Origin of the sequence: Bremerella sp. P1, assembly GCF_028748185.1 — a bacterium.
Taxonomy (GTDB): domain Bacteria; phylum Planctomycetota; class Planctomycetia; order Pirellulales; family Pirellulaceae; genus Bremerella.
Genome location: NZ_CP118164.1, coordinates 6,554,631 through 6,578,823 on the forward strand (window position 1 = coordinate 6,554,631; position 24,193 = coordinate 6,578,823).

Annotated in this window: 24 protein-coding genes; 7 read left to right on the forward strand and 17 right to left on the reverse strand. The window is 55.5% G+C overall.

All coding sequences use genetic code 11. From position 1 onward, the window contains the following. Positions 1–271 precede the first annotated feature (271 nt). A complete protein-coding gene (gene mgtE / locus PSR63_RS26460; RefSeq protein WP_274329100.1) occupies positions 272–1,621 on the forward strand; it encodes a magnesium transporter in 1,350 nt (449 codons plus the stop codon). Between the two features lie 8 nt (positions 1,622–1,629). Here the strand turns inward: mgtE and PSR63_RS26465 are convergent, their stop codons facing one another. The 10 genes from PSR63_RS26465 to PSR63_RS26510 form a co-directional block, all read right to left on the reverse strand. After that, entirely contained in the window at positions 1,630–1,971 is a 342-nt protein-coding gene (locus tag PSR63_RS26465) for a hypothetical protein (RefSeq protein WP_274329102.1), read from the reverse strand. 128 nt (positions 1,972–2,099) lie between these two features. Continuing rightward, the gene (locus PSR63_RS26470; protein WP_274329104.1) at positions 2,100–3,200 is read right to left on the reverse strand and encodes a glycosyltransferase family 4 protein; all 1,101 of its coding nucleotides are present in this window, start codon (positions 3,198–3,200) and stop codon (positions 2,100–2,102) included. A gap of 31 nt (positions 3,201–3,231) precedes the next feature. Then, complete coding sequence (gene dapA, locus PSR63_RS26475) at positions 3,232–4,119, reverse strand: 4-hydroxy-tetrahydrodipicolinate synthase (RefSeq protein WP_274329106.1); 888 nt, start codon at positions 4,117–4,119, stop codon at positions 3,232–3,234. Between the two features lie 99 nt (positions 4,120–4,218). Next, a complete protein-coding gene (locus PSR63_RS26480) occupies positions 4,219–4,932 on the reverse strand; it encodes a pyridoxine 5'-phosphate synthase (protein WP_274329108.1) in 714 nt (237 codons plus the stop codon). 26 nt (positions 4,933–4,958) lie between these two features. Further along, positions 4,959–5,897 (reverse strand): hypothetical protein, encoded by a 939-nt coding sequence (locus tag PSR63_RS26485; RefSeq protein WP_274329110.1) that lies wholly within the window; start codon positions 5,895–5,897, stop codon positions 4,959–4,961. A gap of 89 nt (positions 5,898–5,986) precedes the next feature. Continuing rightward, on the reverse strand, positions 5,987–6,586 hold the full coding sequence (locus tag PSR63_RS26490; RefSeq protein ID WP_274329112.1) for a DUF447 domain-containing protein: 600 nt from the start codon (positions 6,584–6,586) through the stop codon (positions 5,987–5,989). Then, positions 6,583–7,251: an anthranilate synthase component II gene (locus PSR63_RS26495; protein WP_274329113.1), complete on the reverse strand. Its 669-nt coding sequence runs from the start codon at positions 7,249–7,251 to the stop codon at positions 6,583–6,585. The genes PSR63_RS26490 and PSR63_RS26495 overlap by 4 nt, the downstream gene beginning before the upstream one ends. Continuing rightward, positions 7,248–8,675, reverse strand: a complete 1,428-nt coding sequence (locus tag PSR63_RS26500; RefSeq protein ID WP_274329115.1) for an anthranilate synthase component I family protein — start codon at positions 8,673–8,675, stop codon at positions 7,248–7,250. Before PSR63_RS26500 ends, PSR63_RS26495 begins: the two co-directional genes overlap by 4 nt. Further along, positions 8,665–10,089 (reverse strand): DUF6513 domain-containing protein, encoded by a 1,425-nt coding sequence (locus tag PSR63_RS26505; protein ID WP_274329117.1) that lies wholly within the window; start codon positions 10,087–10,089, stop codon positions 8,665–8,667. The genes PSR63_RS26500 and PSR63_RS26505 overlap by 11 nt, the downstream gene beginning before the upstream one ends. A 7-nt stretch (positions 10,090–10,096) precedes the next feature. Then, complete coding sequence (locus tag PSR63_RS26510; protein WP_274329119.1) at positions 10,097–10,921, reverse strand: SDR family NAD(P)-dependent oxidoreductase; 825 nt, start codon at positions 10,919–10,921, stop codon at positions 10,097–10,099. Between the two features lie 82 nt (positions 10,922–11,003). On the opposite strand from PSR63_RS26510, the gene PSR63_RS26515 reads away from it, so the two are divergent. Next, complete coding sequence (locus tag PSR63_RS26515; protein ID WP_274329121.1) at positions 11,004–12,176, forward strand: hypothetical protein; 1,173 nt, start codon at positions 11,004–11,006, stop codon at positions 12,174–12,176. On the opposite strand, the gene PSR63_RS26520 is transcribed toward PSR63_RS26515, so the two are convergent. The 3 genes from PSR63_RS26520 to PSR63_RS26530 form a co-directional block, all read right to left on the reverse strand. After that, positions 12,173–13,909 (reverse strand): PQQ-binding-like beta-propeller repeat protein, encoded by a 1,737-nt coding sequence (locus tag PSR63_RS26520; RefSeq protein WP_274329123.1) that lies wholly within the window; start codon positions 13,907–13,909, stop codon positions 12,173–12,175. The genes PSR63_RS26515 and PSR63_RS26520 overlap by 4 nt on opposite strands. Positions 13,910–14,090: 181 nt before the next feature. Further along, on the reverse strand, positions 14,091–14,699 hold the full coding sequence (locus tag PSR63_RS26525; RefSeq protein WP_274329125.1) for a glycine zipper domain-containing protein: 609 nt from the start codon (positions 14,697–14,699) through the stop codon (positions 14,091–14,093). A 134-nt stretch (positions 14,700–14,833) separates the two neighbouring features. Beyond that, positions 14,834–16,054: a hypothetical protein gene (locus tag PSR63_RS26530; protein ID WP_274329126.1), complete on the reverse strand. Its 1,221-nt coding sequence runs from the start codon at positions 16,052–16,054 to the stop codon at positions 14,834–14,836. A gap of 625 nt (positions 16,055–16,679) precedes the next feature. Between PSR63_RS26530 and PSR63_RS26535 the strand changes: the two genes are divergently transcribed. Both PSR63_RS26535 and PSR63_RS26540 read left to right on the forward strand, forming a co-directional pair. Continuing rightward, on the forward strand, positions 16,680–17,624 hold the full coding sequence (locus tag PSR63_RS26535; RefSeq protein ID WP_274329128.1) for a DUF1559 domain-containing protein: 945 nt from the start codon (positions 16,680–16,682) through the stop codon (positions 17,622–17,624). 115 nt (positions 17,625–17,739) lie between these two features. Beyond that, a complete protein-coding gene (locus PSR63_RS26540) occupies positions 17,740–18,174 on the forward strand; it encodes a hypothetical protein (RefSeq protein ID WP_274329130.1) in 435 nt (144 codons plus the stop codon). A gap of 81 nt (positions 18,175–18,255) precedes the next feature. Here PSR63_RS26540 and PSR63_RS26545 read toward each other — a convergent pair whose 3' ends face one another. Genes PSR63_RS26545 through PSR63_RS26555 form a run of 3 tightly spaced genes read right to left on the reverse strand, consistent with a single transcriptional unit; the run spans position 18,256 to position 19,838 of the window. Continuing rightward, the gene (locus PSR63_RS26545; RefSeq protein WP_274329132.1) at positions 18,256–18,570 is read right to left on the reverse strand and encodes a Rieske (2Fe-2S) protein; all 315 of its coding nucleotides are present in this window, start codon (positions 18,568–18,570) and stop codon (positions 18,256–18,258) included. A gap of 35 nt (positions 18,571–18,605) precedes the next feature. Next, positions 18,606–19,127 carry a GNAT family N-acetyltransferase gene (locus tag PSR63_RS26550; protein WP_274329133.1) on the reverse strand — a complete coding sequence of 174 codons (522 nt, stop codon included), beginning with the start codon at positions 19,125–19,127 and terminating at the stop codon, positions 18,606–18,608. A 42-nt stretch (positions 19,128–19,169) separates the two neighbouring features. Next, on the reverse strand, positions 19,170–19,838 hold the full coding sequence (locus PSR63_RS26555; protein ID WP_274329135.1) for an esterase/lipase family protein: 669 nt from the start codon (positions 19,836–19,838) through the stop codon (positions 19,170–19,172). Between the two features lie 276 nt (positions 19,839–20,114). Here PSR63_RS26555 and PSR63_RS26560 point away from each other — a divergent pair, with 276 nt between their 5' ends. The 3 genes from PSR63_RS26560 to PSR63_RS26570 all read left to right on the forward strand — a co-directional run bounded on the left by PSR63_RS26560 (position 20,115) and on the right by PSR63_RS26570 (position 23,207). Beyond that, a complete protein-coding gene (locus PSR63_RS26560; RefSeq protein WP_274329137.1) occupies positions 20,115–20,705 on the forward strand; it encodes a hypothetical protein in 591 nt (196 codons plus the stop codon). A gap of 196 nt (positions 20,706–20,901) precedes the next feature. Further along, on the forward strand, positions 20,902–21,930 hold the full coding sequence (locus PSR63_RS26565; RefSeq protein ID WP_274329139.1) for a TlpA family protein disulfide reductase: 1,029 nt from the start codon (positions 20,902–20,904) through the stop codon (positions 21,928–21,930). A 170-nt stretch (positions 21,931–22,100) separates the two neighbouring features. Then, entirely contained in the window at positions 22,101–23,207 is a 1,107-nt protein-coding gene (locus PSR63_RS26570; RefSeq protein ID WP_274329141.1) for an SGNH/GDSL hydrolase family protein, read from the forward strand. A 7-nt stretch (positions 23,208–23,214) separates the two neighbouring features. Here the strand turns inward: PSR63_RS26570 and PSR63_RS26575 are convergent, their stop codons facing one another. Then, the gene (locus PSR63_RS26575; RefSeq protein ID WP_274329143.1) at positions 23,215–24,060 is read right to left on the reverse strand and encodes an arylamine N-acetyltransferase family protein; all 846 of its coding nucleotides are present in this window, start codon (positions 24,058–24,060) and stop codon (positions 23,215–23,217) included. Between the last annotated feature and the right edge of the window lie 133 nt (positions 24,061–24,193).

Here is a 24,193-nt window from a genome sequence, read left to right on the forward strand (position 1 = left end):
CGTTGGAGTGGCCAAAACCCTACCAGCAAAACGAAGGAAATACCCAACTATTGGTAATATTTGATACGTAGAGACTACTTTCAGGGGGCAGGAAAGTCAATCACTTACCACTACCCCTTTGCACATCCTTAATGGAAATCGCCCTGAAGTTCTTCTAGTGGATGGATTTATGCGGCCAAGGCATCCCTCCCACGAAACGCTCAGATTAGTAAGATAGTACCTGAATCCCGTGATTCCTGAGCGAATTTGACTAATTCATCCAAGGACACCCATGATCAACACCCTGTACCTGCCGGAACTTCGCGAGATGCTGGTCGAACACGACTCGGACGGACTCCGCGAGTTCTGTACGGCCCTGCATCCGGCGCGCACAGCCGAATTCATGGAAGGTCTGTCCCCAGAAGAGGCCTGGGGAGTGCTCGATCATGCCGATCTGAACTTGCAGGGTGAGATCCTCTCGTACTTCGACCACCACCGACAAGCGGAAATGCTTGAGGCACGGCCTCCTGAATCGGTCGCCCCGGTGGTTGCCACAATGTCGGCGGACGACCAGGTCGACCTCCTGGGTGAGGTTCAAGAGGAAACGGCCGAGCAGATCCTGGCTTGTTTTTCCGTCGACGATCGCCGCGATGTGCTCCGTCTTTCGAATTACGAAGAGGGAACCGCTGGTGCCATCATGACGACGGAGATGGCCCGCTTGAGCGAAAACCTCACGGCCCGCGAAGCCCTGAGGGAACTGACCGACCAGGCCGAGAACTTGGAGACAATCTATTACTTGTACGTCGTCGATGACTTCGGGAGTTTGCATGGCGTCGTTTCGACGCGTGATATTGTGTCGGCGCTAAGCAAGCCACAAATGCATTTAAGCGAGATCATGGAGACCGAGGTCATTCACGCCAACGTGCTGGACGACCAGGAAGACGTTCTCCGCAAGATGGCCGACTATGACCTTCTCGCGATTCCCGTGGTCGATGAAGAGCTTCGGCTGGTCGGCATTATTACGCATGACGATATTCTCGACGTGGTCGTTGAAGAAGCCGCCGAAGACGCCTACCGCGCGGCGGCGGTCGAGCCCCTGGAAGAGACCTACCTACGAACGTCTGTACTGACGCTCAGCCGAAAACGGGGCGTCTGGCTCGCCGTGCTGTTCGTGGGAGCCTTCCTCACGACATTCGCCTTAGAACAGTTTGAAGCGGACCTGGCACGAATCCCGTGGCTGGTCATCTTCATTCCACTGGTCATCTCGACGGGCGGGAATTCAGGCAACCAGTCGGCTACGCTCGTGATTACGGCCCTGAACAAGGGAGAAGCCAGCGTTCGTGACTGGTGGATCATCATGCGCCGCGAATTGGCGATGGGCCTGATCTTAGGATTGATCATGGCATTTATGGGGATGCTACTGGCACTCTTTAAATCCCCAACACCCTATTCTGCGCTGGTGGTGCCAGCGACGCTGGTTTTGGTGGTGATAGCCGGAACTTTAATCGGTTCGATGCTGCCCTTGTTGTTCAAGAAGATTGGGCTCGATCCGGCTTTGATGAGCAACCCGTTTGTGGCCGGGCTGATCGACCTCTTCGGTATTGTGATTTACCTGAAGGTCGCACTCTTACTGCTCGAGTAGGAGTGGATTTAGACGTCGATCAGCGGATGCCCGACGTACATCTGAAGAATCTGGCTTTGGACCTTGATCGCTCGGATCAAAACCCAAATCTGTTCAGGCGAGAATTTTCGCGGGTCTGAGTTCGCCAGTTCGTCCAGTTCATCGGTCATAGCCGCATGCTGGTCAGTAGCAGCTTGCAGACGCAGGCCCATTTCTTTCCATGCAGCCGTCAGCAGGTTATCGTCGTCGAGTTCTCCAATGTTCTCGACGCAGTTCGAAAGCAGCAAACAAAGCCGGGCAACATCCCGTGGTTCGGCATTGGGCTGCATCCGTTCGATGCGGCTGGCAAGTTCCTGGCAAGACATGCTCATGGCAGACCTACATTGCGAATTGACAAGGCTCTTCAGACGAGAATGACTGACCGGGCACAATCCGCCTATCGAATTCGCTCCGGTCACATAAACCTAGCTCACAATACGTGTCACTTCTGTCTCTTGAATCAATTCACGGTGCCCCGTAGCACTTTTCGATAACGCTCGGCCAGTTTATCCGCATAATCGTTAATGTCGAATTGTTCGATCCGTTTCCTTGCGGTCGTTCCCATCGATTGGCGAAGTGCCCGCGACCCGCACAGCTTCCCAATCGCTTCGGCAATGGCAGGCGGATCATCGACAGGTACCAAGCACGCCTCTTTGCCTGAATACATTTCGCGGGTACCTCCCACATCGGTCGCGATGATAGGCAGCCCGCAAGCACCGGCTTCAAGCAAAACACGTCCCCATGGTTCCTGCCGGGCCGCATGGACCAATATGTCCGCCTGTTGCAAAATCTGGCGAGCGCGATCCGTTCGTCCGCGAAACCGAACGCGATCATTTAGCTGAAACCGTTCAACGAAGCGTGTTGCGTCCGCCAGGTACTGCTTCGCTTCTTCTTTGGTGGAATGACACTCGCCGTAGAGATCGAGCGTGACGTCTGCTCCGGCATCGAGGGCCAGGCGAAAACCTTCCAGCAAGACGTCAATGCCCTTTCGCATGACCAACTGTCCCACATAGACCAATTGCAAAGGGGAGCGATCTGCCTTGGTATCGAGCGGAGCGAATTCTTTTAGGTCGATGCCATTGTGCAAGACCAATGACTTGGCCGCATCGAGTCCTTGATCCAAATGAAAAAATCGTGTCGCATCCGAAACACAATAGATTTCGTCCAGCGACGAGATGTCGGTGACGACGCGACGATTCAGTTTGATGATGTCACGCAGATGGCCGACAAACTGGGACCCGTGAGGCCGCTGTACCGGCCCTAGGATCCGTGAGACCGACAAGCTATTGGCATGGACGATATCGGCCTTCCAAATCGCCGTCATGTCGGCGAGATCGTTGCGCAGTTGCTCCAGCGGTAACCGCTTTCCCTCACCGTCAGTCCATAAGAACGGCAGATCAAGTACATCGAGCTTGGCTAACTGCCCAGCCAGCGGACCTTTTGCAGGACACGCCACGGCGACATCAAAGCCGCGGCGCTGCATAGCCTGAAGTCCGCTGAGCATGGAGTTCTCGCCACCATAGATCGTCCCATATTCGCAAAGATAGACGACCAGCGGCATGATAGCTTCAGCGATTTATCCAGAACGAGGATTAGAGCAAGCCGTAATCGGTCAGCACCTGGGCCAGACGCTTTTCGCCGTTCTCGCACAGCGGCGTCATCGGTAGACGCAATTCGCCTGAGTCGCGGCCCAGCATTTTCATCGCGCCCTTGATTGGAATCGGGTTGGTCGAAAGACCAAGCATTTCGCGACAAAGCGTGAACAGCTTGAAGTGCATCTTCTGAGCTTCGGCGTAGTTACCTTCAGCGGCGGCCTTAACCAGCTGGAGCATGTCCTGAGGAACGATGTTTCCGACCACCGAAATCACCCCTTCGCCGCCAATCGACATCAGCGGAAGAGTCATGCTGTCGTCGCCACTGAGAAGCGTCAGGTTGGTTAATTCCAGCGTCTGCGATGCCTGATCCATCGAGCCGGTAGCTTCTTTGACCAGCTGAATCTGCGAAAGCTCGGACAGCCGGGCAATCGTTTCGGGTTCGATGTTCTTGCCGGTTCGACCTGGAATATTGTAGACGCAGATCGGAATCGACGAGTCTTCGGCCAGGGCCTTGAAGTGCTGGTAGAAGCCTTCTTGGGTTGGCTTGTTGTAGTAAGGAGCGACCACCAAAGCGGCGTCCGCGCCCTCAGCAGCAGCCCAACGGGTTAGCTTCAGAGCTTCGTGGGTGCTGTTCGAGCCGGTCCCAGGCATCACCTTCGCACGACCTGCAACCGTTTCGATTACCACGCTGATGACGCGTTCGTGCTCATCGTGTGAGAGGGTCGGCGATTCACCCGTGGTTCCGACCGGGCAAAGGCAGTTCACGCCTGCTTCAATCTGGAATTCGACCTGTTGTTTCAGCAAGTCGTAGTCCACCAGGTCTCCCTTGAAAGGAGTCGTGATTGCTACCGATACGCCTGCGAAGTCGCTACCTTTGCGAGTCATGCTGAAACACCAAGAGTTTGAAAACGAATTAACTAAGAACAAAAACCTGTCTTGGACCGGCCTATAATACGATACGCATGAAAATTTGGCCAGTAGCGGCTAGAGCGTGATCAGCCGTTTCATTTCGGCCACCGCGTCGCGAAAACCGACGAAAACGGCCCGCGAAACAATGCTGTGGCCAATATTAAGTTCGGCCATTTCGGGGATCTGTGCAATTGGCTGAACATTCGTATAAGTCAGCCCATGCCCGGCCAACAGTTGCATGCCCGCCTTGTGGATCTGTTCCCCGGCGATGGAGAGGCGGGTTAGTTCTTTTTGCTGTTCACGCCCGCTGGTAAGAGCATACTGCCCCGTATGTAGTTCGACCGCGTCAACTTTCAGCTTGGCCGCCATGTCGATCTGCTTCGGTTCCGGGTCGAGAAACAGACTGACCGAAATGCCGGCTTCGCGGAACTGGTCGATCGCCCGGGTGATCGCTGCTTCGTGGGTGACGACATCCAGGCCACCTTCGGTGGTGACTTCTTCGCGGCGTTCCGGCACCAGGGTCACCTGATCTGGTTTCACGCGACAGGCAATCGAAACCACATCGGCTTCCGCGGCCAATTCCAGGTTCAGTTTCACTTTGACCGTCTGCCGCATGACTTCCAGATCGCGATCCTGAATATGGCGACGATCTTCTCGCAGGTGAAGCGTGATACAGTCAGCGCCCCCCAATTCGGACAGAGCCGCGGCCCAAACCGGGTCAGGTTCATTCGTATTGCGAGCCTGGCGAATCGTGGCAACGTGATCGATATTAACGCCCAAATGAGGCATGAACTCCGATTCCTCTCAAATGCTAATCAGCCGTCATGCGAGGCCCACTCGAGTTGGACACCGCTATTATTCGGCTGGGAAATCTCCAGATGTAACTGGCTTTCAGAATACCGCTCTCGTAGTTGAGTGCAAAGTGCCTCGGCTTGCCGGCCATCTTCACATAAACCAAAGATGGTCGGGCCCCATGAACTTTGCCCTACGCCTGCGATCCCGTAGCGACGCATCCGCTGGACAAGATCAGTGCACGTTGGGTTCGCGTAGCGGCCACCTTGAAGCGAAGCATAGCAGTCGCCAGCCAGACAGCCGTACTCGTAGACCGACTCTCCAAAGCGAGCAATATCGGCTGCTTCCAGGCTGGGAATCATTTCTCCTTCGACCAATTGTCGAAGCCGCGCCGTCGTAGGAGCCGGTACGCGGTCTAACTGGCGGAAGCCTTCCTCTTCATCCTCGCCATGCCGCCCGTGCACCTCATGCTGGGTCGCCAGAACGAATTGCCACTGCGGAGGAACCTCCCCTCGGAAGGCCAGCTGCGGAAAGCTGTTGTCATGATGGCCTGTCTCAAAAAGAAAACCGCCCAGCAGAAATCCATAACACCCAATCGCCGACCGCTTCGCTCGATCGACCGTAGAGGCCAACGTCGGGATGTCTGGCAAAGGGAAGCCTGCCAACTTGGAAAGCAGCGTCCCTACGGCCAGCCCCAGCTGAGTACCACAGCCAAGCCCGACATGATCGCGTAGCTGCCCGCGAGTCGCCATGCGCACTGCGGGAAGGTCCAGATCGGTTGACTGCTGCCACAACCTCGCGAAGGCCTCGATCCGGTCCGCCAGAGGTCCTGTCGCGGCGAAATGTTCCGCCTCACTTGCATGAACTTCCAGCCCTGGGCGATCGATCATCACACCGACACCGCCAAACGAGGCTTCGTCCGAATCGAACGCCAACAGGCCGAAATGGAGGCGCGCACCCACGGTCAACTTCGCCAATTGCGAAGACGAGGATCCTACCAGGGGTGATGGCTTGAAGAGGGGCATCCCAGCAGTTTACCGAACTTCCGGCCTCAGGACGATTCCCTGCCCGCGATTCGCCGCTCTTGAATGGTCGATTGCAGGAATTCCCAGGCCCTAACTTCCGCGTTACCGCCGGTTTTCTCGACCCAAGAAGCCATCGTGGCGATTGCCTGATCGATTTCTTCCGTCGACAGAAGATGCACGCGCGTGGCCAAAATCGCCAATTCCAAGACCGCATGCTTTGCGCGATTCAGCCCGAAGTAGTCACGGATATGGCCCTGCCGGATGACGCGGCAAGTCAATGCGGCCCGCTCACCGGACGTATCGATCTGGGCCGCTTCCAACTGGTACCAGCGACAACATCCAGCGAGGATGTGATAACCCTCGTCGCTTTCCGCAAGGTATTCTGGCGTTTGATGCAAGTCTCCGACGGCAGCCTGAGCAATCATCTCGACGTCGTCAGTCACGTGAAAAGTTGCCTGACGGGTTCGCAGCAAGTTTTCGTACGTGCGTGAACCAGGAAACGGTCGCAATAGAAACTGCGTGATCTGGTCGTCGACACGGGGTCCCATCGGAGCGACATTCACCGTGCCATCGGCGTTCTGCGTCGTGAGCATACCCTCGACGATTCTCAATCGAGGATCACTCACAACTCTTGACTCCAATAAAGGTCCCCCTCGGCCAGCGCTGGACCGCCGGGGATCACAATCTTGGGCATGGCAATGTCCACCTTGTTCGGTGCCGCTAGACCCGCCATCTGTAGAAAGTTAGCCAGCAGCCTGTAGCCGTGTTCAGTCAGAACAGACTCAGGATGAAACTGAACCCCCACAACTGGTAGCGACTCATGCGAGACCGCCATGATGGTTCCGTCATCGGTTTGGGCGTTGATTTGCAGGCATGCCGGCAGCGAGTCTCGCTCCGCAATCAGCGAATGATACCTGCCAACTTGCATGGGCGACGGCAGTTCACGAAAGACACCCAATCCATCATGCGTGATGTTTGAGGCCTGGCCATGCATCGGCCGGTTCGACCGAACGACTCGGCCACCCAACGCTTCGACAATCGCTTGATGTCCCAGACAGACTCCCAAGATAGGCACCGCCGCTTGAAGGTGCCGCACCACATCCAGACAAATGCCAGATTCGGTCGGTGTGCATGGCCCCGGTGAAAGGACGATTGCGTCGGGCTGGACCTGCTTGATCTCTTCGATCGTGATGGCATCGTTGCGGCGCACGAAAACCTCTTGCCCCAACTGGCGAAAATACCGCGCCAGGTTGTGCACGAAGCTATCGTAGTTGTCGATGACCAATATCATTCGTCGAGCACCGCGTGGAGAAGTCCCAATGCTTTATGCCACGTTTCCTCGTATTCCCGCAAGGGGTGGGAGTCGGCCACGATGCCCCCGCCCACGGGAAACTGCCACCAACCACCCGAAGAAATCACGGTCCGAATCAGGATATTCCAGTCGATTGAACCGTCGAAACCAAAATACCCGAGCGATCCACAATAAGGCCCTCGAGCCGTGGGTTCGAGTTCCGAAATGATCTCCATCGCCCGAATCTTCGGGGCTCCGGTGATCGAACCGCCGGGGAAGATCGCCTCCAGAATCTCGCGGATGCCCACTTCCTCTTCCAGCTTCCCCACGATGATCGAAACGAGGTGCTGTACCGTTTGATAAGTTTCCAGTCCGCAGAGACTCGTTACCTCGACGCTCTCAGGCTTACAGATCCGCGACAAGTCGTTCCGCAGCAGGTCGACGATCATCACGTTCTCGGCCCTGTCCTTTTCGCTGCGGATCAGTTCGTCGCCCCAGAACATATCGAGTTCCGGGCGACCGCTGCGACGCCTGGTTCCCTTGATGGGTCTCGATTCGATCATTCGATCACGAACCGAAATAAATCGTTCAGGCGAAGCCGACACGATCTGCCCCATTCCGAAGTCATAGTATCCGGCAAACGGGGCAGGGTTCTTTTCTCGTAGCTTAAGATATAGCTGTGGTGAAGATGACTTGGCTTCGACAATGAGCCGCTGAGCCAGATTAACTTGGAAGATGTCTCCAGCGTGAATGTACTCGACCGATCGACGCACGGCTTCCAAGTAGTCTTCCTTCGGGAAGTTGCTCATCACGCCGGGAAACTCTGCACAAGCAAAGCAGGGGGCTAGTTCCGATGCAGGAACCACCCTTCCAGGAGTAGCCTCTTCGCAGTTGACCGCATCACTCGCAAACATCGCCAGAATCGCGTCGGCCCTTGTCTTAGCCAAAGCTTGTCGCTTCTCGGGCTCGACTTCAGGAAAGCCCGTTGAGAACAACCAACCTTTCCCCTGTACATGATCCCAGGCGGCCACCCAGTCGTAGACGCCAAAGGATAGCAGCGGGAGATGAAACTCATTGAACTTCGTCTCTGGCACCTTTTCAAAGGCCCGGTTCAGGTCATACGAAAAGTAGCCTGCGGCGCCGCCTTGAAATGGTGGAAGATCGGCGATGCTATCCAGCCGAAATGTCTTCTCCAGTTCCGACAGCCGCGCCAGGGCATCTTCCATCTGCAGCGGCCCGGCCTGGATGACCTCGAGAGGATCCGCCATCAGAAAGCTGTAGCGCGCGAGCTTCTCGTCGTGCCGCGCACTGTCCATCCACAGCACGTGCGGCAACCTTGCGAGTCGCGTAAAGACGTCCTCAGGCTGAATGCCATCGTCCAGCGGGATGACAAGCGGAGTTCCCAAAGCCGGGCTACGATTCATCGTCGGGCTCCCCGGGCTCTTGGAACTTGCGACGATTTTTATGCGGGTTGATACGATGCGACTCTTCGGCGTGCGTCAGGTAGCCCCAGTCGAGTGCTTCGTCCTGCCGGTATTGTTTCCCGAGATGAAACGCCGTCATTGCCTTGCATAACTCGAAGCCAAGATAGAACGCGTGTGACGGGTTCAAATTGCTGGGATTGGTCGCTTCTAATTTCTCGAAAAGGGAGAATGGATCTTCGTCCTGCAAATGGAGGTCACTGCAAATCAAGTGCAGCATCTGCTGGGCAACGAAAAGGCGGTAGTTTTTATCCTTTAACTGCTGTGGCAACTGAGCTAGTTCTTCTTCAGTCGGCTCACTCAGTTTCGGATCACGCAGCGTAACCAGCTTGGGTTCGATCCGCTTGGGAAGGGTTCGATGCTCTAGTGCGTATCGCATCAACCGCCGAGCCAGGTCGCACTCGCGAACGCTCGTACGGGCCCAATTGATGACCTGCGTGGTCAGCACGCTACGAATGCCTAGTTCCTGGCAAACGCCTAAGAGCATCACGTTGATGCCGGCAGAATCGGCATCAGTCAGTTCGGTCAGGTTACCGATTCCCATCATCATCTCGGCATCGGGATAACGTCGCCGCGTTTCATGGTAACGGACGATACTCTCGGTAAAGCCAAACGAGATTGGCTCGAGAATCGGATCCAAGCGAAAGGGGACGTTCTTACCTACCAGGTAGTTGATCGTCTCGTCGAATCCTTTGAGAGTTTTCGGATCATCCGGGATCACGACGACTTCGCAACCCCAATCGGCGGCATACTCGCGATTGCTTGAATTCACCGACAATACCAGGCCGGCCCCGGCTTTCACGGCAGGAGCGATCTCTTGCGGCTCAAGGCTATCGACCGACACGTTCAGACCTTCGTCACGGAGGGCTCTCACGCAATCGGCAACACCCGTCCAGATACTGCCTGGATCGCAACCCACATCGATACGATCTGCACCAGCGGCGCGGAGCTCGCGAGCCTCGGCCACAATCTCTTCCAGAGTAAAGCTCGGCGCGTGATTGATCTCGGCGATGATCTCGATATCGTACTGGCCGTAGTCATCGGCCAGCGACGGCTGATCAAACCAGTCCGGCAGTTGCCGCAGATCCTTAGGGCCGCGTTCAACTGGAACCTTGGCGACTTCTTCGATCAGCTTCAAGTCGCCACGACAGTAGCCTGTGACCATCACCTGGGTCGCCTCAGCCGGCACCTGAATGCGATTGGCAATCCAGTCGGCCGTCATCAAGGCAGCTACGGTAATGTTGAGAACCTGGACCGAGTACTCAAAACCTGCCTTGGGCGCCAATTGGCCCAGGACACTTCGCAGAGACGATTCGGCCAGCTTCCCGGTAACGAAATGAATGTGAGGCTTTGGCATGGCGCCTTTAAGACTCCTTCACGTCTCGTGGAAGCTGACCTCCATGATTGAATCCGCCGTTGACCGGAATGACTTGCCCATTCACAAATCGTGCCGCTGGTGAAACGAGAAAGCCAACGGCCGCCGCGATATCCTCTGGCTTGCCCCATGTCTGTACGAGGGCCTCGCGTTGAGCCCTCGCTTGCCAGTACTCTGAGCTGTCTTCTCCCCATGCCGTTTGAATCCATCCCGGGGCCACGCAATTCACGCGAACGTTGGGGGCCAGCGACTTGACCAGGCTCTTCGAGAACGCCATGATCGCGCCTTTCGAGGCGGCAAACATTTCGCCGCTATCACCTTCCATCCCATGCTCAGCTTGATCCCAGCCAATGTTCACGATGCTGCTACCTGGGATTTCCTTCATGCGGGTTCCGAGTGTCCTGCAAATTCGAATCGTGGAAACGACATCAACGCGATAGACGAGTTCCAGCTTCTCCTCGAAGGTTAGCTGCGCGGCCTCACCTGTCAGCACATCAACACCGGCGTTATTGACCAGAATGTCGATACCTTCGCTCCAATCCCAGGCCTGTTGGCAGAAGCGGTCTTGCTGCAGTGGGTCCTGGAAGTCTTCGATTAAAAGGTCGACTTCAATCTCGGGACAGATAGACTGAGCCAGGTTGGCGGTCTCGCGGAGACCGTGATCATTGCTGCGGGTGTGCAAGACAAGCGAAGCCCCCTGACGGGCCAATTGCAGAGCAATCGCTCGACCGATTCCGCTAGCAGCACCCGTCACGGCCGCGACTTTTCCTTTTAAACTGAAATCGGCTGTTGCTGATTCCGGGGTGGTTTCCATGGTCGTCTTGTCCTACTTTCCACATTGATGCTACCTGCATTGTATATTGTCGATAGGCAATACGGGATGCCACGCCCCGCGCATGAGCTTCCCATCGACACGCAACTTGGCGACGACAACCATCATGGCGGATCAGATCACTGGGCAACTGAGTACGACCGCGTTCGTGTTTCGCGGCTACAACGTCACGAATTTGGGACGTACGCCTGAGTTATTGAATCATCCACGGTTTGGTGGATACGCCGCCAAAAGACTGGAGCAATGCGGTCAGATTGCCTCCGACGTGTTGCATCGACCGATCGATCTGCTGGGCCGCGTAAGTCGGGCCGAGGAAACCGACCTGGATACCTACCCCGACGCCATCGCGCTGATTATGGCTGTGGAAATGGCACACGTCGATATTCTTGAACAGGAATACCACGTGCAGTTGTCCAAGGCACAGTACCTAATGGGCTACAGCCTCGGAGAGTTAACTGCTTTGGTCGCGGGGAAATGCCTGAGTCTAGAAGACGCCCTCACTATTCCGCTTTCCTTGTCCACCGATACTGCCAAGTTGGCCCCCACTTGTACGCTGGCGGTCATCTTTTGTCGCAAGACAACGCTCAGCGCCGATCGTGTCCATCACCTCTGCCAAGAGATCAACGCCGAGGGTAATGGGCTGATTGGCATCTCGGCAATTCTTTCCCCCAACTCGTTGATTGTCATCGGCGAACACGAGACGACGACGCGGCTTCACAAGCGGTTGCAGGAAATGATTGCTGATCGTGTTCACGTGAAGAAGAATCCTCACAAGTGGCCGCCTATGCACACGCCGATCGTGTGGCGAGAACATATCAACTCACGGGCCTCATTGCTGATGAGCCAAATGAAGAGTGGGTTCACGGCTCCGAAGCCACCGGTGCTTTCCCTGGTGACCGGCGAATGCAGCTACAACGACTCCAACGTCCGCGAACTCATCTGCCAGTGGGTCGACAAGCCGCAGCATCTGTGGCAAGCGGTCTACCATACACTTAGTAGCGGTACCGAGTCCCTGATTCATTTGGGCCCCGAGCCAAACATCGTGCCGGCGACTTACAGCCGTCTCGCAGAAAACGTCGCAGCCCAGGTGAAAGCCAGCATCAGTACGCGGGCACTGTCCACGCTCGTTTATCGTCCCTGGCTGAATGCCCTGATCGGCGAGCGTGCCTATTTGCTACGAGCGCCGACCATCAAGCAAACGAATCTCGAAGACTGGCTGATCGACAGCGCGACTTAGTCTTTCGTGGGTAGCTTATAACAGGCGGCTTCCTCGGCGTTTCGCACCAGCAGCAGATCGCCATATAAACAGAGCGGGTTCCAGGTGGGTGCGATTTCGCCCGAAAGCGCTTTGATACGTGCGAACTCGTGATAGTCTTCCGAGGCGGTATCAACCGCGGCAAGATCACCTTCTTCTCCCATGACCAAAAGCACGTCGCCCACGAGCAAAACCTGGCCGTGACCAAAACCACGTTCCCGCCACTCGGGACGCTTGGCTTCCAGCTGAACCTTCTCCAGGATGCCATCATTGAGTCCAAAGACATCATCATCGAGGATCGCAACGTTGGTGAACTTGGTCTTCAAGACGCGGGCATTGCTCCATAAGACTTCGGTGGTGTATTCATCACCGTCGGCTTTGACCTCGAACGTACTCGCGCCTTGCCCATAACCCTTCGACACAAAGAAGCGATTGTTTCCCAGCGAATGCACTTGCGAGCAGGTCGCGTTGCCACTGGAACTACCCGGCCAATCAAAGGACCACAACTGTTTGCCGGTCGCCGGATCGTGTCCCGTGATGGTCGATTCGTTGATGCTGATAATCTGGTCCTTGCCATCAACCTGAGCGATGCTGGGTGAAGCGTAGCTGATTTGTTCGTGCCCGCCTTCCCAAACAGTCTCTCCCGTTTCCGCATCGAAGGCCACTAGCGAGACCATCGCCTCCTTGTTCGTTTTCTCAGGACCGCCGGCAGGAATGATCACAAGTTGGCGACCTTCTAGCTCATAGTCCAAAGGACTGTTGGCACGACCCCAGGCAATGTTCTTGGCTTCGACATCCGGCGAAACGCCATACATCTCTAACAGATCGTGCTGCCAAACGACTTCGCCAGTGCGTTGATCCAAGCATCGAAAGACTCCCGTCGCCCCGAGCGCATAAACTCGACCATCCAAGAGCAGGGGAGTGCAGCGCGGACCGACGTAGCCCATCACCGTGTAGTGACGTGCCTGGATGCCAGTTCCCCAGATAGGCTTACCAGTCTTCATGTCGTAGCAGGTCACAAGCTCTTCGTTGTCACGCTGCTCCATCGTGTAGATCCGACCATCCAAGGCCGAGAAGCCGGACCAGCCGGCACCAATCGGCATCCGCCAGAGTTCTTCCGGCGGATTGGCGGCCCAATCGGTCTCAAGCTGCGGACCAGCCAGGCGACTGTTTCGATCAGGCCCTAAGAACTGCGGAAAGGCATTCGGATCGTCTTCCAGCGTAAGCGACTGAGCGTCCTCCGAGTCACTTGCTTCCGCGGTAAACTCACCCAAACGCTGGTCGGGAGCCTTACCAAACCGGTAGCCAAACCGGGGAACCATTTCGCCTGAGACACCTTGGATCTCGAAGATCGAGAAGAAACATACGACCGCCAAACCGATCAAGGTGATTGGCGTGAATCGAATGGCAACAGGCCACTCGCTGGCGAAAGTGAACCAGATGAGCGGGATGAAGCAGGCAAAGAAACCGCCAATCAACGCCATCACATTGCAAATCGCCGGATCACGGAAAATCCAAATGGCATCGTACAAACCAGCCAGTGGTCCGTTTCCGAGAACACGCCCGAAAAACCCCACAATTCCCAAGAGCAAAAACAACGTGCCCACCACCCAAATCCAGCGCGGAGGAAGGAGATGCGGGTGATCGCCAGTAGCCGCTTCTTTGGCCGTGGACTGGGATGCTTCTGGCTTGTCTTGAAAGCGTTCGCTACTCATGATCTTCTCGTCGAAATAAATGTTCCGCCTAGACTCGCAGCATCAGTATAACGCTTGATCCACTGGAGAACCGACAGGGCCTCTGGTGAATTCACACACAATTCATTCCTGGCGCAATGAAAAAGGGAAAGCCCTGAGCTTTCCCTTGGTTTTGTTTTCCATCTTACGGAATGGGTGTCGACTAATGTCCGACGGTGATGCCCCAGTGTACCCCAGGTCGGTGGTGGTAGTGCCGGCGATGATGCCAATGCGGGCCGTAATAAGGAGCTGGTCCGTAGTGATGTTCTTCGACGATCACCCGTTCGCGAACGGGAGCCGAAGCGACTTCGACCGGCGGATTCTGCATTGTGTTGATCACGGCATCGCTTACGCCATTGTTCTTCAGGTAAATCAGGTCCGGTGCGGATGGCACCTGGGCGACGCCATGCCGGCGAATATGCGTGGTGATCACTTGGTCACTGAGACCAGCCTTGCTCATCGCGATGACATCATCAAAGCTCGTTTGTCCTTCCAGACGACGCCCGAGACGCTGCTGAAACAGGGCCTGATTCCGAGCTTCTACTTCGTCCATGTGCGCGCCGACGGCCGATCCGGCGGTGGCTCCGACCAGGCCGCCAATGATGGCACCACCTGCTGTATGCCCCGATGCACTACCAATCGCCGCACCAGCCAAAGCACCGGTACCGGCCCCCAAAGCACCCAGTTGGTCCTGATGGTAGGGCGAACGGCAACCCAGCGAAGCGACCGATACGAGAACAGCGACGTAAATGATTGGCGCGACCTTGCGCATGACTTCTCTCCTAAAGCGATAGCGTGCTTTTCTAAGTATCGTCCATGGCACGCCAGGGCGCTACTCAAAAACACGTCGCGGGATCATGCCAAGTTCAGAGAATCAGGTCAATCCAAATTGCCAGCACGCTAGCATCACTTTTCGTCTGACTTGGACTGCTGAGCCTTTTCCCATTTCTGGAAGGCCTGCTCGCGCTGCTCTGGCGTGGTGAAGCCGATCGAGCGGATGTTGTATAAGAAGTTGGGATCGGTCGAGATGCGCGGATAGCCAAAATCTTTAGGATTCTCGCCGGAAAGATGCAACACAGCGACGAGCGCGACATCCTTGAGTAGCGTGTTGAAGTGATCTCCCTGAACGGTCGGCAGCGAGACTTCGGTTTCGTCATCGAAGTACTTGCTGAGATACTCGATGTCTTCCTTGTCGCCGAGCTTGGCGATGGCGAGCATCGCGTACATCATCTGTTGGGTCGCGTTGATTGCACCGAATTGGCCGAAGCCATTTTGATAGACCGGACTAGCCCTCTCGTCGAGCATCTGTTTGGCGACGATTTTGCCGCTCTTGATCCCTTCTCGCAGGCAAGTCGTCAACACGACAAACCGCATCTCCTGGGTAAAGCGGCCCGACTTCAAATTAGTTTCCAGCCATTGATCGAACACGCTCAACAGCGGACTGGCACTTTCCGGATCTTGCAAGCTGGTGGTGACCTGCGGAGCAGCTAGCAGGAATTTGAGTTGATCCATGGTCGGATCGGTAATCCGAATGTCCTCGAAGGAAGTCGCATGCAGCATCGCGGCTGCGGTCCCCTCGGAAATCTGAATATGATTCGGACCATACAGGTCTTCGCGGATTTTGTTGGCTCGCTGAAACAACAGGTAATCGATCATCTGCGGCTGCGTCTCGAGCGCCACGATCACGTCCCACTCATTTTTCAATATCGACACATAGAGCTTCCGCGTTGCCCGCGTATCGCCATGTCGCTCTTGAAATTGCTTCCATCCCGGCAGGTCGACATCCTTGGCCATGTCGGCAAACCGATTGAAATTGTCTCTTCGAACCTGATCGCTCAGTTGCTGGTAAAGCGAAGCGGCCCGCAGGCGGACTTCGGGATCGGGTGACCTTCGGGCTTCACGAAGCAGAGGAAGCATGCCGGCTCCTCGCTTCATGATCTGATCTTCCGCTGCTTCGCGAACCAGGTACTGTTCGTTTCCCAACTGCGCGATCAATTCCTCGTTGGTGGAATCACCAACCGTTTCATCCTGAGCCAGCAGATTGCCGGCGGCACCAAAGATGATCGAGACGATCAAGAATGCGGCAAGGCAAAGCGAGCGACGATCGAGTGTCGAGTTCTCCAACAAGACGTAAGGCTCCTTGGCCTGGCGAGACAGATGGAAGGCGAGCGAACAGTCGTTACCTATTCTAGTGACTCCTTAGGCGAAACGTCCACGAATAGTTACCTCTCGATAACCGCCCAGGCTAGTAGGCCGCCCGTCGAATCCAAATGACCCGCATCGCTTCGAGTTTTTTCGCTTGGCGCACCGATTGTCTTCCAGGGCCAAATTGGCACTCCAGAATCAGCAGCAAGGTTTCTAAGGAGGACTAGGCCGCCTAAGATCGCAACAGTCCTCAAAATACACCAAATCACCACCCTGCCGATCTAGACATTGCCACTCTTTAGTGGTGATAATTCGTTACATTTTTGCAATTTCAGGGTTACAAATTGGCAATTTGCGTCACTTTCATGTCCTGGGCTGCCACAGCACTACTCATCCGGAATAGGAAATATATCTCAATTCCAGCCTAGATAAATCCCCACAACGGTTGTATAATCCAGTCCACCGCAACCAAAATCTTTTCCATTTGGTCGTTTTTTCTGCCTATCTACTGTGTTTTGGAGTAGCACGGCGTGCTCCGCCAATTGAGCACAGACTCGATACGTAATACCAATTCTTTTTCCTTACTATTCTTCGAAAGCTGCCAACTATGCGAACTACCTCACGGCAAGGCTTCACCCTCGTCGAACTTTTAGTCGTTATCGCCATTATCGGGGTGCTCATCGCGCTACTGTTACCGGCGGTCCAACAAGCCCGTGAAGCAGCACGCCGCATGCAGTGCACCAATAACTTGAAGCAGTGGGCATTGGCCTCCCACAACTTCGCAGACATCAACAAAGGGTTCATGCCACTGGCTGCGATGAACAGCGGCGGGACGGTTGAAAACGGACAACACTACGAACGAATCACGTTCGCCGTATCCCTGTGGCCCTTCATCGAACAGTCGGCCCTGTACGATCAGTACAACATTGCTAATCCATTCTACGTATCCGGCAACATCGAAACCCACCGCGTGTTTGTCCCTGGCTACTACTGTCCTTCGGACAAGGTGAACGTCACCCAAGCCCAGTCCGATACTTACTGGCGCGTGATGGGCAACTATGTCACCAACATGGGCAATACCCACTTGCACCAGAACGCGGCCGACCAGGCTATTTACAGTGGGTCGCCTTTCGGGGTTCGTCACATGTATCGCTTCGCCGACCTGACCGATGGTACGTCGAACACGGCTGGCTTCTCTGAAATCTTGATCGCTTCGCCGAACCAACTCGATGACAACCGCGGCGACATGCTCAACGACGAAGGAAGCCCCGGCTTCATGTCGATCAACACGCCCAACTCGCGTGTTCCGGATCAGTGTCGTCAGTGTAAAGATACTACCGAAGATCCATCCCACGCCGATTACCGCCGGATGCCATGCACCCAGGTCGGTAGCAACCAGGAATACCAGATCGCTGCCCGCAGCAATCACCCAGGCGGCGTGAACGTAAGCATGATGGATGGCTCGGTCCGATTCGTTTCCGAGACCGTTAATGACAGCGTTTGGACTGCTGCGTTGTCGGGTCGCGGTGGCGAAACGCTGCAGCTCCCATAACCAAGTTGAACTGAGAAAAAGGCATCGCGCATCCCATCCGGCGCGATGCCTGACGTTTCTAGCGAAGCCGCGACTCCCTCACATTCTTTTCCAACTGCCAAAAGCGACGCTTGTTATGAAATACTCTCCACGACTGGCCGTACTGCCAGCTCTTTGTTCGATCTCCCTCTTGCTCGGGTGCGGCGGCCAGGCATCGACTGCCGTTCCCGTTAGCGGTACGGTCACGGTTGAAGGCCAACCGGTTGAAGGAGGCCTGATCACCTTCATTTCTGCCGATGGAGCCACACAAGCCGCAGGTTCTCCGATTAAAGACGGAGCCTACGCCGCCGAAGTGGAACCAGGCGCTAAGAAGGTCATGGTTCTGGGTACCAAGGTCGTCGGTGAAGAATACATTCTGAAGGGCGTGCCTGATAGTGGTACCCGTCAGAAGCTGGAAACGATCACTCACCCAAATTACAACGCGAAGCACCTGACGCCACTAACGGCCGAGATCTCGGGTCCTAGCGAAGACATGAACTTCGACCTGAAGAAGAACGGCAAAGGAAGCTAGATCCGCCGTTCTGTCGAGTGTTCGAACAAGTCGTGACGGCTCGGTCTTCTTATCGACCGAGCCTAGGCGATCGATCTCTGATTAGTCTTCAACAGGAACGTCTACCAAGATACGTCCTTCTTCGACTTTCACCGGAAAGCAATCCAAATGGATTGAGCTGAGCTGGTGCTTTCCCGTCGTGACATCATACTGCCAACCATGCCAAGGGCAGGTCACGATGTTACCGCATAGTTCTCCCTGACCGATCGGGCCTCCCTGGTGGGCGCACATGCCATCGGTTGCGAAGTAACCATCTTTGGTGTGATAGATGGCGACCATTCTTTTGGCGGCGACGACTTCCAGCGTTTGGCCCAGTTCGCAGTCCGCGGCGGCGGCAACATCAATCCAGTTCGACATTAATATTCCTTCTTGGCTCGTTGACGAGTCTCACACTATCCTTCGACCGGATTGGCCGGGGTTTGCAGCACCAATTGATAGAACCCCAGGTCTAACCAGCGGCCGAATTTGTAAGCGGCTTGACGGATGGTTCCTGAAAGTTCAAACCCCAGTTTCTCGTGCAGGCGAACACTTCCTTCATTGCTCAGATCGATGCCTCCGACAAGCACGTGCACATCATGCTGCTGGGCCGTTTCGATCAGGCGTTTCATCAGAATCTCGCCAAGACCTTTGCCGCGATGATTCTTGTGGACGTAAACCGAGTGCTCGACGGTGTACTTGTAGGCAGGCCAGGGACGAAACGTGCCGTAACTGGCAAAGCCCATCAATTGGCCGGCTTCATCCACCAAGCCGATTACCGGAAAGTTACCGGCCTTCTTGCTGGCAAACCACGTCACCATGCTTTCCAACGGCCGCGGATGGTAATCATAGAGCGCCGTGGAATGGACGATCGCTTCGTTGAAGATCTCTAAGATCGCTTCGGCGTGCTCTTCGTAGGTGCAAGAAACGAACTGCATATCGTGGTGGTCTCGAGGCAGATGGGAAGTCAATGGTTCCCATCATACCACAACTCCACGGGGAGAAGCGGTTGGAGCCACGCGACGGGCACCTTCGGTGAAGCGACCATTCTTCAGGAAGTACAACGTCTCTTGCAGAGATTCCGGGTGGCGCAAGATGCGATTATGCCCACACGGCACCAGCACATGATCGGCCTGGTTTGCGATATAGGTGCTTTCCAGGTGAACCAGCAGATCCTGCGTCCCAGCAATCACACCGGTATCGAGCGATTCCACCATCGGCAGGCGGTGCACCAGGCTATCCGGCGAAGTAGAAAGATCGGACAGGGCAGGGCAGAGGTAGTGCAGCCCCTTGGCAGCCAGATAAGCGACTCGCGACCCATGATTGGGCGGTGCCAACATGACGAGTCTGCCTGGTTGGTGCCATTTCATATCCGCGAGCACGGCCCGCAAGATAATGCCTCCCATGCTATGCGTGACGAAATGCAACGGCTCAGGCGAATCGGCTTCACTTTCTAAAAACGCACGCAGTCGCTGGGCGTGGTTCATCACGCTGTTTCCCACGCTGCGGTAACACCACCGTGTCGTCTGGTAGTTGTTACGCTTTAGAAATCGATTGAGCGACCCCAGCACCCACCGGTTGCCTGACAGTCCGTGAATCAAGATAACCCGCTGCTTGCGATCGAACTCTTGATGGTCTCGTGCTTCCATATCACATAAATCTCCACAGGTCGAAAGTCCTCCGTTAGTAATTCGCGGAACTTCGACATTTTATGGGCAACCGATTTCCATTTTTCCCGTTAATTACGGAGAAGGCCCACAAAGACTCGCCTACCTGCTTCTACCCCCCACCTACCGGCAAGGTTCGAGCAAATTTTCCTGAAAGGTTTTCTCGACTTCTGCCATTTACCTACCAGACAGCCGCTAGTGCGACCTCAATCGCTTTAGTTTGGCTCATTCCAGGAACACCCTTTCGAAGAGGTTACCATGTCTTCAGGCACCGCATTACCGCAAGAAAAGATCAACCAGATCGCGTACTTTTTACAGCACGGGGGGATTGTGAAGAAGTTCAACTTCCCCCGACTGCATCTGCCCAACGTGGCCGGCTACAAGCCGAAGTACTACGAAGAGATCGGACAAAAGATCGCCAACAAGAAGATAGGCGTGTACGTGGCCGAAGGTGCCATCGCCGGTGCCAAAGCGTTTTACAACGTCGATTCCAATTGCCTGTACCTGACGTCCGCGACCAAGGCTCTTAACACTCCGGAACATTGGAGCACGATCGCCCACGAAGCGACCCACATGATCCAAGACCTGAAGAAATGGAAGATGAGCATGCAGGAGATGGAAGCCGATGCCCACTTCGCCCAGGCCCTATTCCTGCACTATAAGAACTCGTTCCTCAGCGGCGGCACGATGCAAACCTTCAATATCGCCGCCAAGTACTTTGCCGAAGGCGATAAGAAGGAATTCAAAAAGAAGTGTCAGTCGATGATCGCCGAGGCCGGAGCCAAGTACCACGGCAAGAAGGGCTACGACGATCTGTACATCAAGAAGCGTCAGAACGGCATCCCATAACATGCGAACCGGCGAATACGCTCCGATCATCCGCCGCCTGGCAGCGGATGATCTTAGGCCATCAACGTGGCATCCAGCAGAATCTGCGCAAAAACCGACAAACACCCCCAGCGGGGTGGCCGAATAGCCTTGACTTACGGGTTCTCAAGGACTTCAATCGAATAGTACCCAGATGGTCTTTCGAGGAGTCCTCACTTTGCTTCGTCTTTCGCTACTTTCGATCGTCGCGCTGTTCTCTCTAACTTTGCCTAGACTGGCCTTGGGGCAGATTGCTGCTCCTGGCATGCAGATGGTCCCTGTCAAAAATGTCTCGATCGACGAAGCGCTAGCCGGCGTGCGTTGGCAGGGCAGGGTTCCGTCACCGGCATCGATTGGCGACAAGACCCCGATCGTCATGGTCTATGCGTCGTGGTGTCCCAAGTGCAACGTTTGGTCGCCCGAACTCTTCGCTCAAATCCACGAAATGATTCGCGACCAGCCGGTTGTGCTCTTCGCCATCAATGCGGATGAAACCACCCGCGGCGTCAGCTACGCCGTAGAACGTAACTTGGTTGGGCCGAACATCTTTCATGGCGACGATCCTTCAATCGTGCAACGGATGGGCTTTCAAAGCGAACTGTTTATGTACTCTGTCTTCCAAGATGGCGTGCAATCGGGGCGACGTTCCGCCGGCAGCTACTACCCTAAGGACGATGGCTCGAAGGAGTTCTCGATTGTTCGCGACATGAAATCGGGTATGGGTGGCAGTTTCTCGATCCTGACATCGGATATGTCCCCACGACTGCGGGAAGTTCTCTGGCCTGCGGAAATCGGTGCGAAGTTGGACGAGCGTTCGCTCATCTCTCTGCGTAAGAAAATGGACGACTCGCTGGCAGACGAGTTCAACACGGCCGTTAGCGACTACTTGAACCGTCAAGTTGAAACGATCAAAACCTCGCGTGAAGGATCCATTCCTGAGCAGATCAAAGGCTACGAGATCGCCGAAATGGTGGCCACCGACTTCAAGTCGACGCCACAAGGGCGTGCCTGCCGAGAACTGGTCGACACGCTGGAAGAAGATGAAACCTTTCAGAATGAACTGACCGCGAAGAAGCTTTACGATCAGGGCAAGCAGAAAGCAAATTCAGCGGTCACGCTCAAACGGATGATGGGTCGCGTCATCAGTCGCTACGCTGATACCCACTATGGCCAGGAAGCCCAAAAGGCGATCGACGCCGTCCAGTAGCTTTAGTGCCACTTCTAAATAACGGGCCATCTCACCGAAGGATGGCCTCGGGGGCTGTTTCTGTTGCCCGTTTATCATGCGCGCGGACGCGATTACCTACTTGCTTGTTCCTGGTGAACCAATTACGGTCGGAGAATCCTACCCATTCTTCCCACCGCAGGAACCACCCCATGAGAACCCTTCCGACGCTCCTTTTCGTCGTCGCTATCGTCTCGCTCAGTTCGCTTCAAACGCTCGTCGCTCAAGACAAAACCGACGAAAACATCGAGTGGTACGATGTTACCGAGTGGGGACTCGAAGGCCGCATTCTGCCTGAGCAAGAACGTGCTCGCTGGTTCGATCGCCTCCCGGCATCTGCCGAAGGTAAGGTTACGTCGGCCGTCTGGGGTCTTAGTCGAGACAGCGCCGGCATGATGGCCCGCTTCAAGACTGATGCCACCGAGTTCTGGATCGATTACACGTTGAAAGATGGTGGCATCGCCATGCCGCACATGCCAGCCACCGGCGTCAGCGGCGTCGATCTGTATGCTCGTGATAAGGACGGCCAGTGGAAATGGGTTACTGTCACCAAGCCGACTGCCCAAACGGTAAAGACCAAGTGGATCAGCGGGCTGGCCCCAGATCACCGAGAGTATGCCGCCTACCTGCCGCTGTATAACGGCATTGAGTCCTTGAAGATCGGTGTCAAGAAAGGCACCCAGTTCGAAGGCCTGGCACCACGTGAGAAGCCAATTGTGTTCTACGGGACCAGCATCACGCATGGGGCATGTGCCAGCCGACCCGGCATGGTGCACACGGCAATCCTTGGTCGTTGGTTCGATCATCCCGTCGCCAACCTGGGCTTCTCCGGCAACGGACGCATGCACAAGGAAGTGGGCGATTACCTGGTTCAGGTTGATGCGGCTGCCTACGTGATCGACTGCCTACCCAACATGAGCGCTCCGGACGTTGCCCAGCGCTGCGTGCCGCTGGTGAAACAGCTTCGCTCGGCCAAGCCTGACACGCCGATCATTCTGGTCGAAGATCGTCGCAATACCAACGATTGGATTCTGCCGGCCCGACATCAGCATCACACGGCTAACCACGCAGCACTCAAGAAGGCCTACCAAGAGCTAACAGACGCTGGTGTCAGGAACCTGTACTACATCGAAGGGGACCACCTCTACGGCGACGATACCGAAGGTGCCACCGATGCTTCGCACGCCAGCGATCTGGGCTTCATGCGACAAGCGAAGATCTTTCAGCCGGTCCTAGAAAAGGCCCTCAGCTCGAACTGATTCGCCCCTATCCTCGGATGATCGGCAAATTGGCGTGATCATTCTCATGTAAGTGAATTCCGAAATGCTCGGCCAACAGTTCGAGCATTTCTCCTTGGGTATGAATCGGAGTCTTGGTCGCCTTGCCGCTGGCATCCCGGACCGAGAACTCATCATTGAGCATCGTCAGCCGAACGCCATTGGGCGCGGCCCTTGCGACCATCAGGATGTTCTTAAAGCGAGACTTGGGGTTGGTCGAGGTATACCAATTGGCCACCTCGCGATCGATCAGCGGCATCTCCTCCATGGTCATCTGATACACATCCTCCCACTCGCCGGTTAGCAAGGCCTGATGGAAGTAAAGGTCTCCGTCACGCACGATCCGCCGCGTCTCGTGAGGTGTCGCTTGGTGTTGATCGAGTTCAAACTTCAAAGCAGCGGTAGGGCTGAGACCACCCACGCCCACATCGGCCAGCCACGAAGTACCATCCATCTCGATCCGCAACACCAGGTGAGTTCGCGGAGTGATCTCTCCGCGTGGGTAACCGAGTTTAACCCGGGCACTGATGGGAGAGACCTCGTAGCCCATCGCCTCCAAAACCAGAAGCAGCAGGCCGTTCTGCTCGAAACAATAGCCGCCACGTCGATCGTGCACCAACTTCTTCTGTAGCGAAACAGCATCCAGAGCGATCGGACGTCCCAGCAAGACGTCCAGATTCTCAAACGGGATGGTGAGGACATGCGCATGCACGATGTCGCTGAGCACCGCCAGCGTTGGTTCACGAGAACCCTCGTATCCAATTCGCTGGAAATAGGCGTTCAGGTCGACGTCATCCGAACCGTGTGCCGGCGTGCTTGCTACTTGATCCATCATCGTTTGTTTTTCCATCATTCAGACAGGGAACTCTCTTCCGATGCCGCTATTCCTTCGAAGATTCGCAGCGTCTAAACAAGCACTTAGGCGATGCACAATGCTACCATGGTGCACTGGCTAAGAAGTAGTAAGG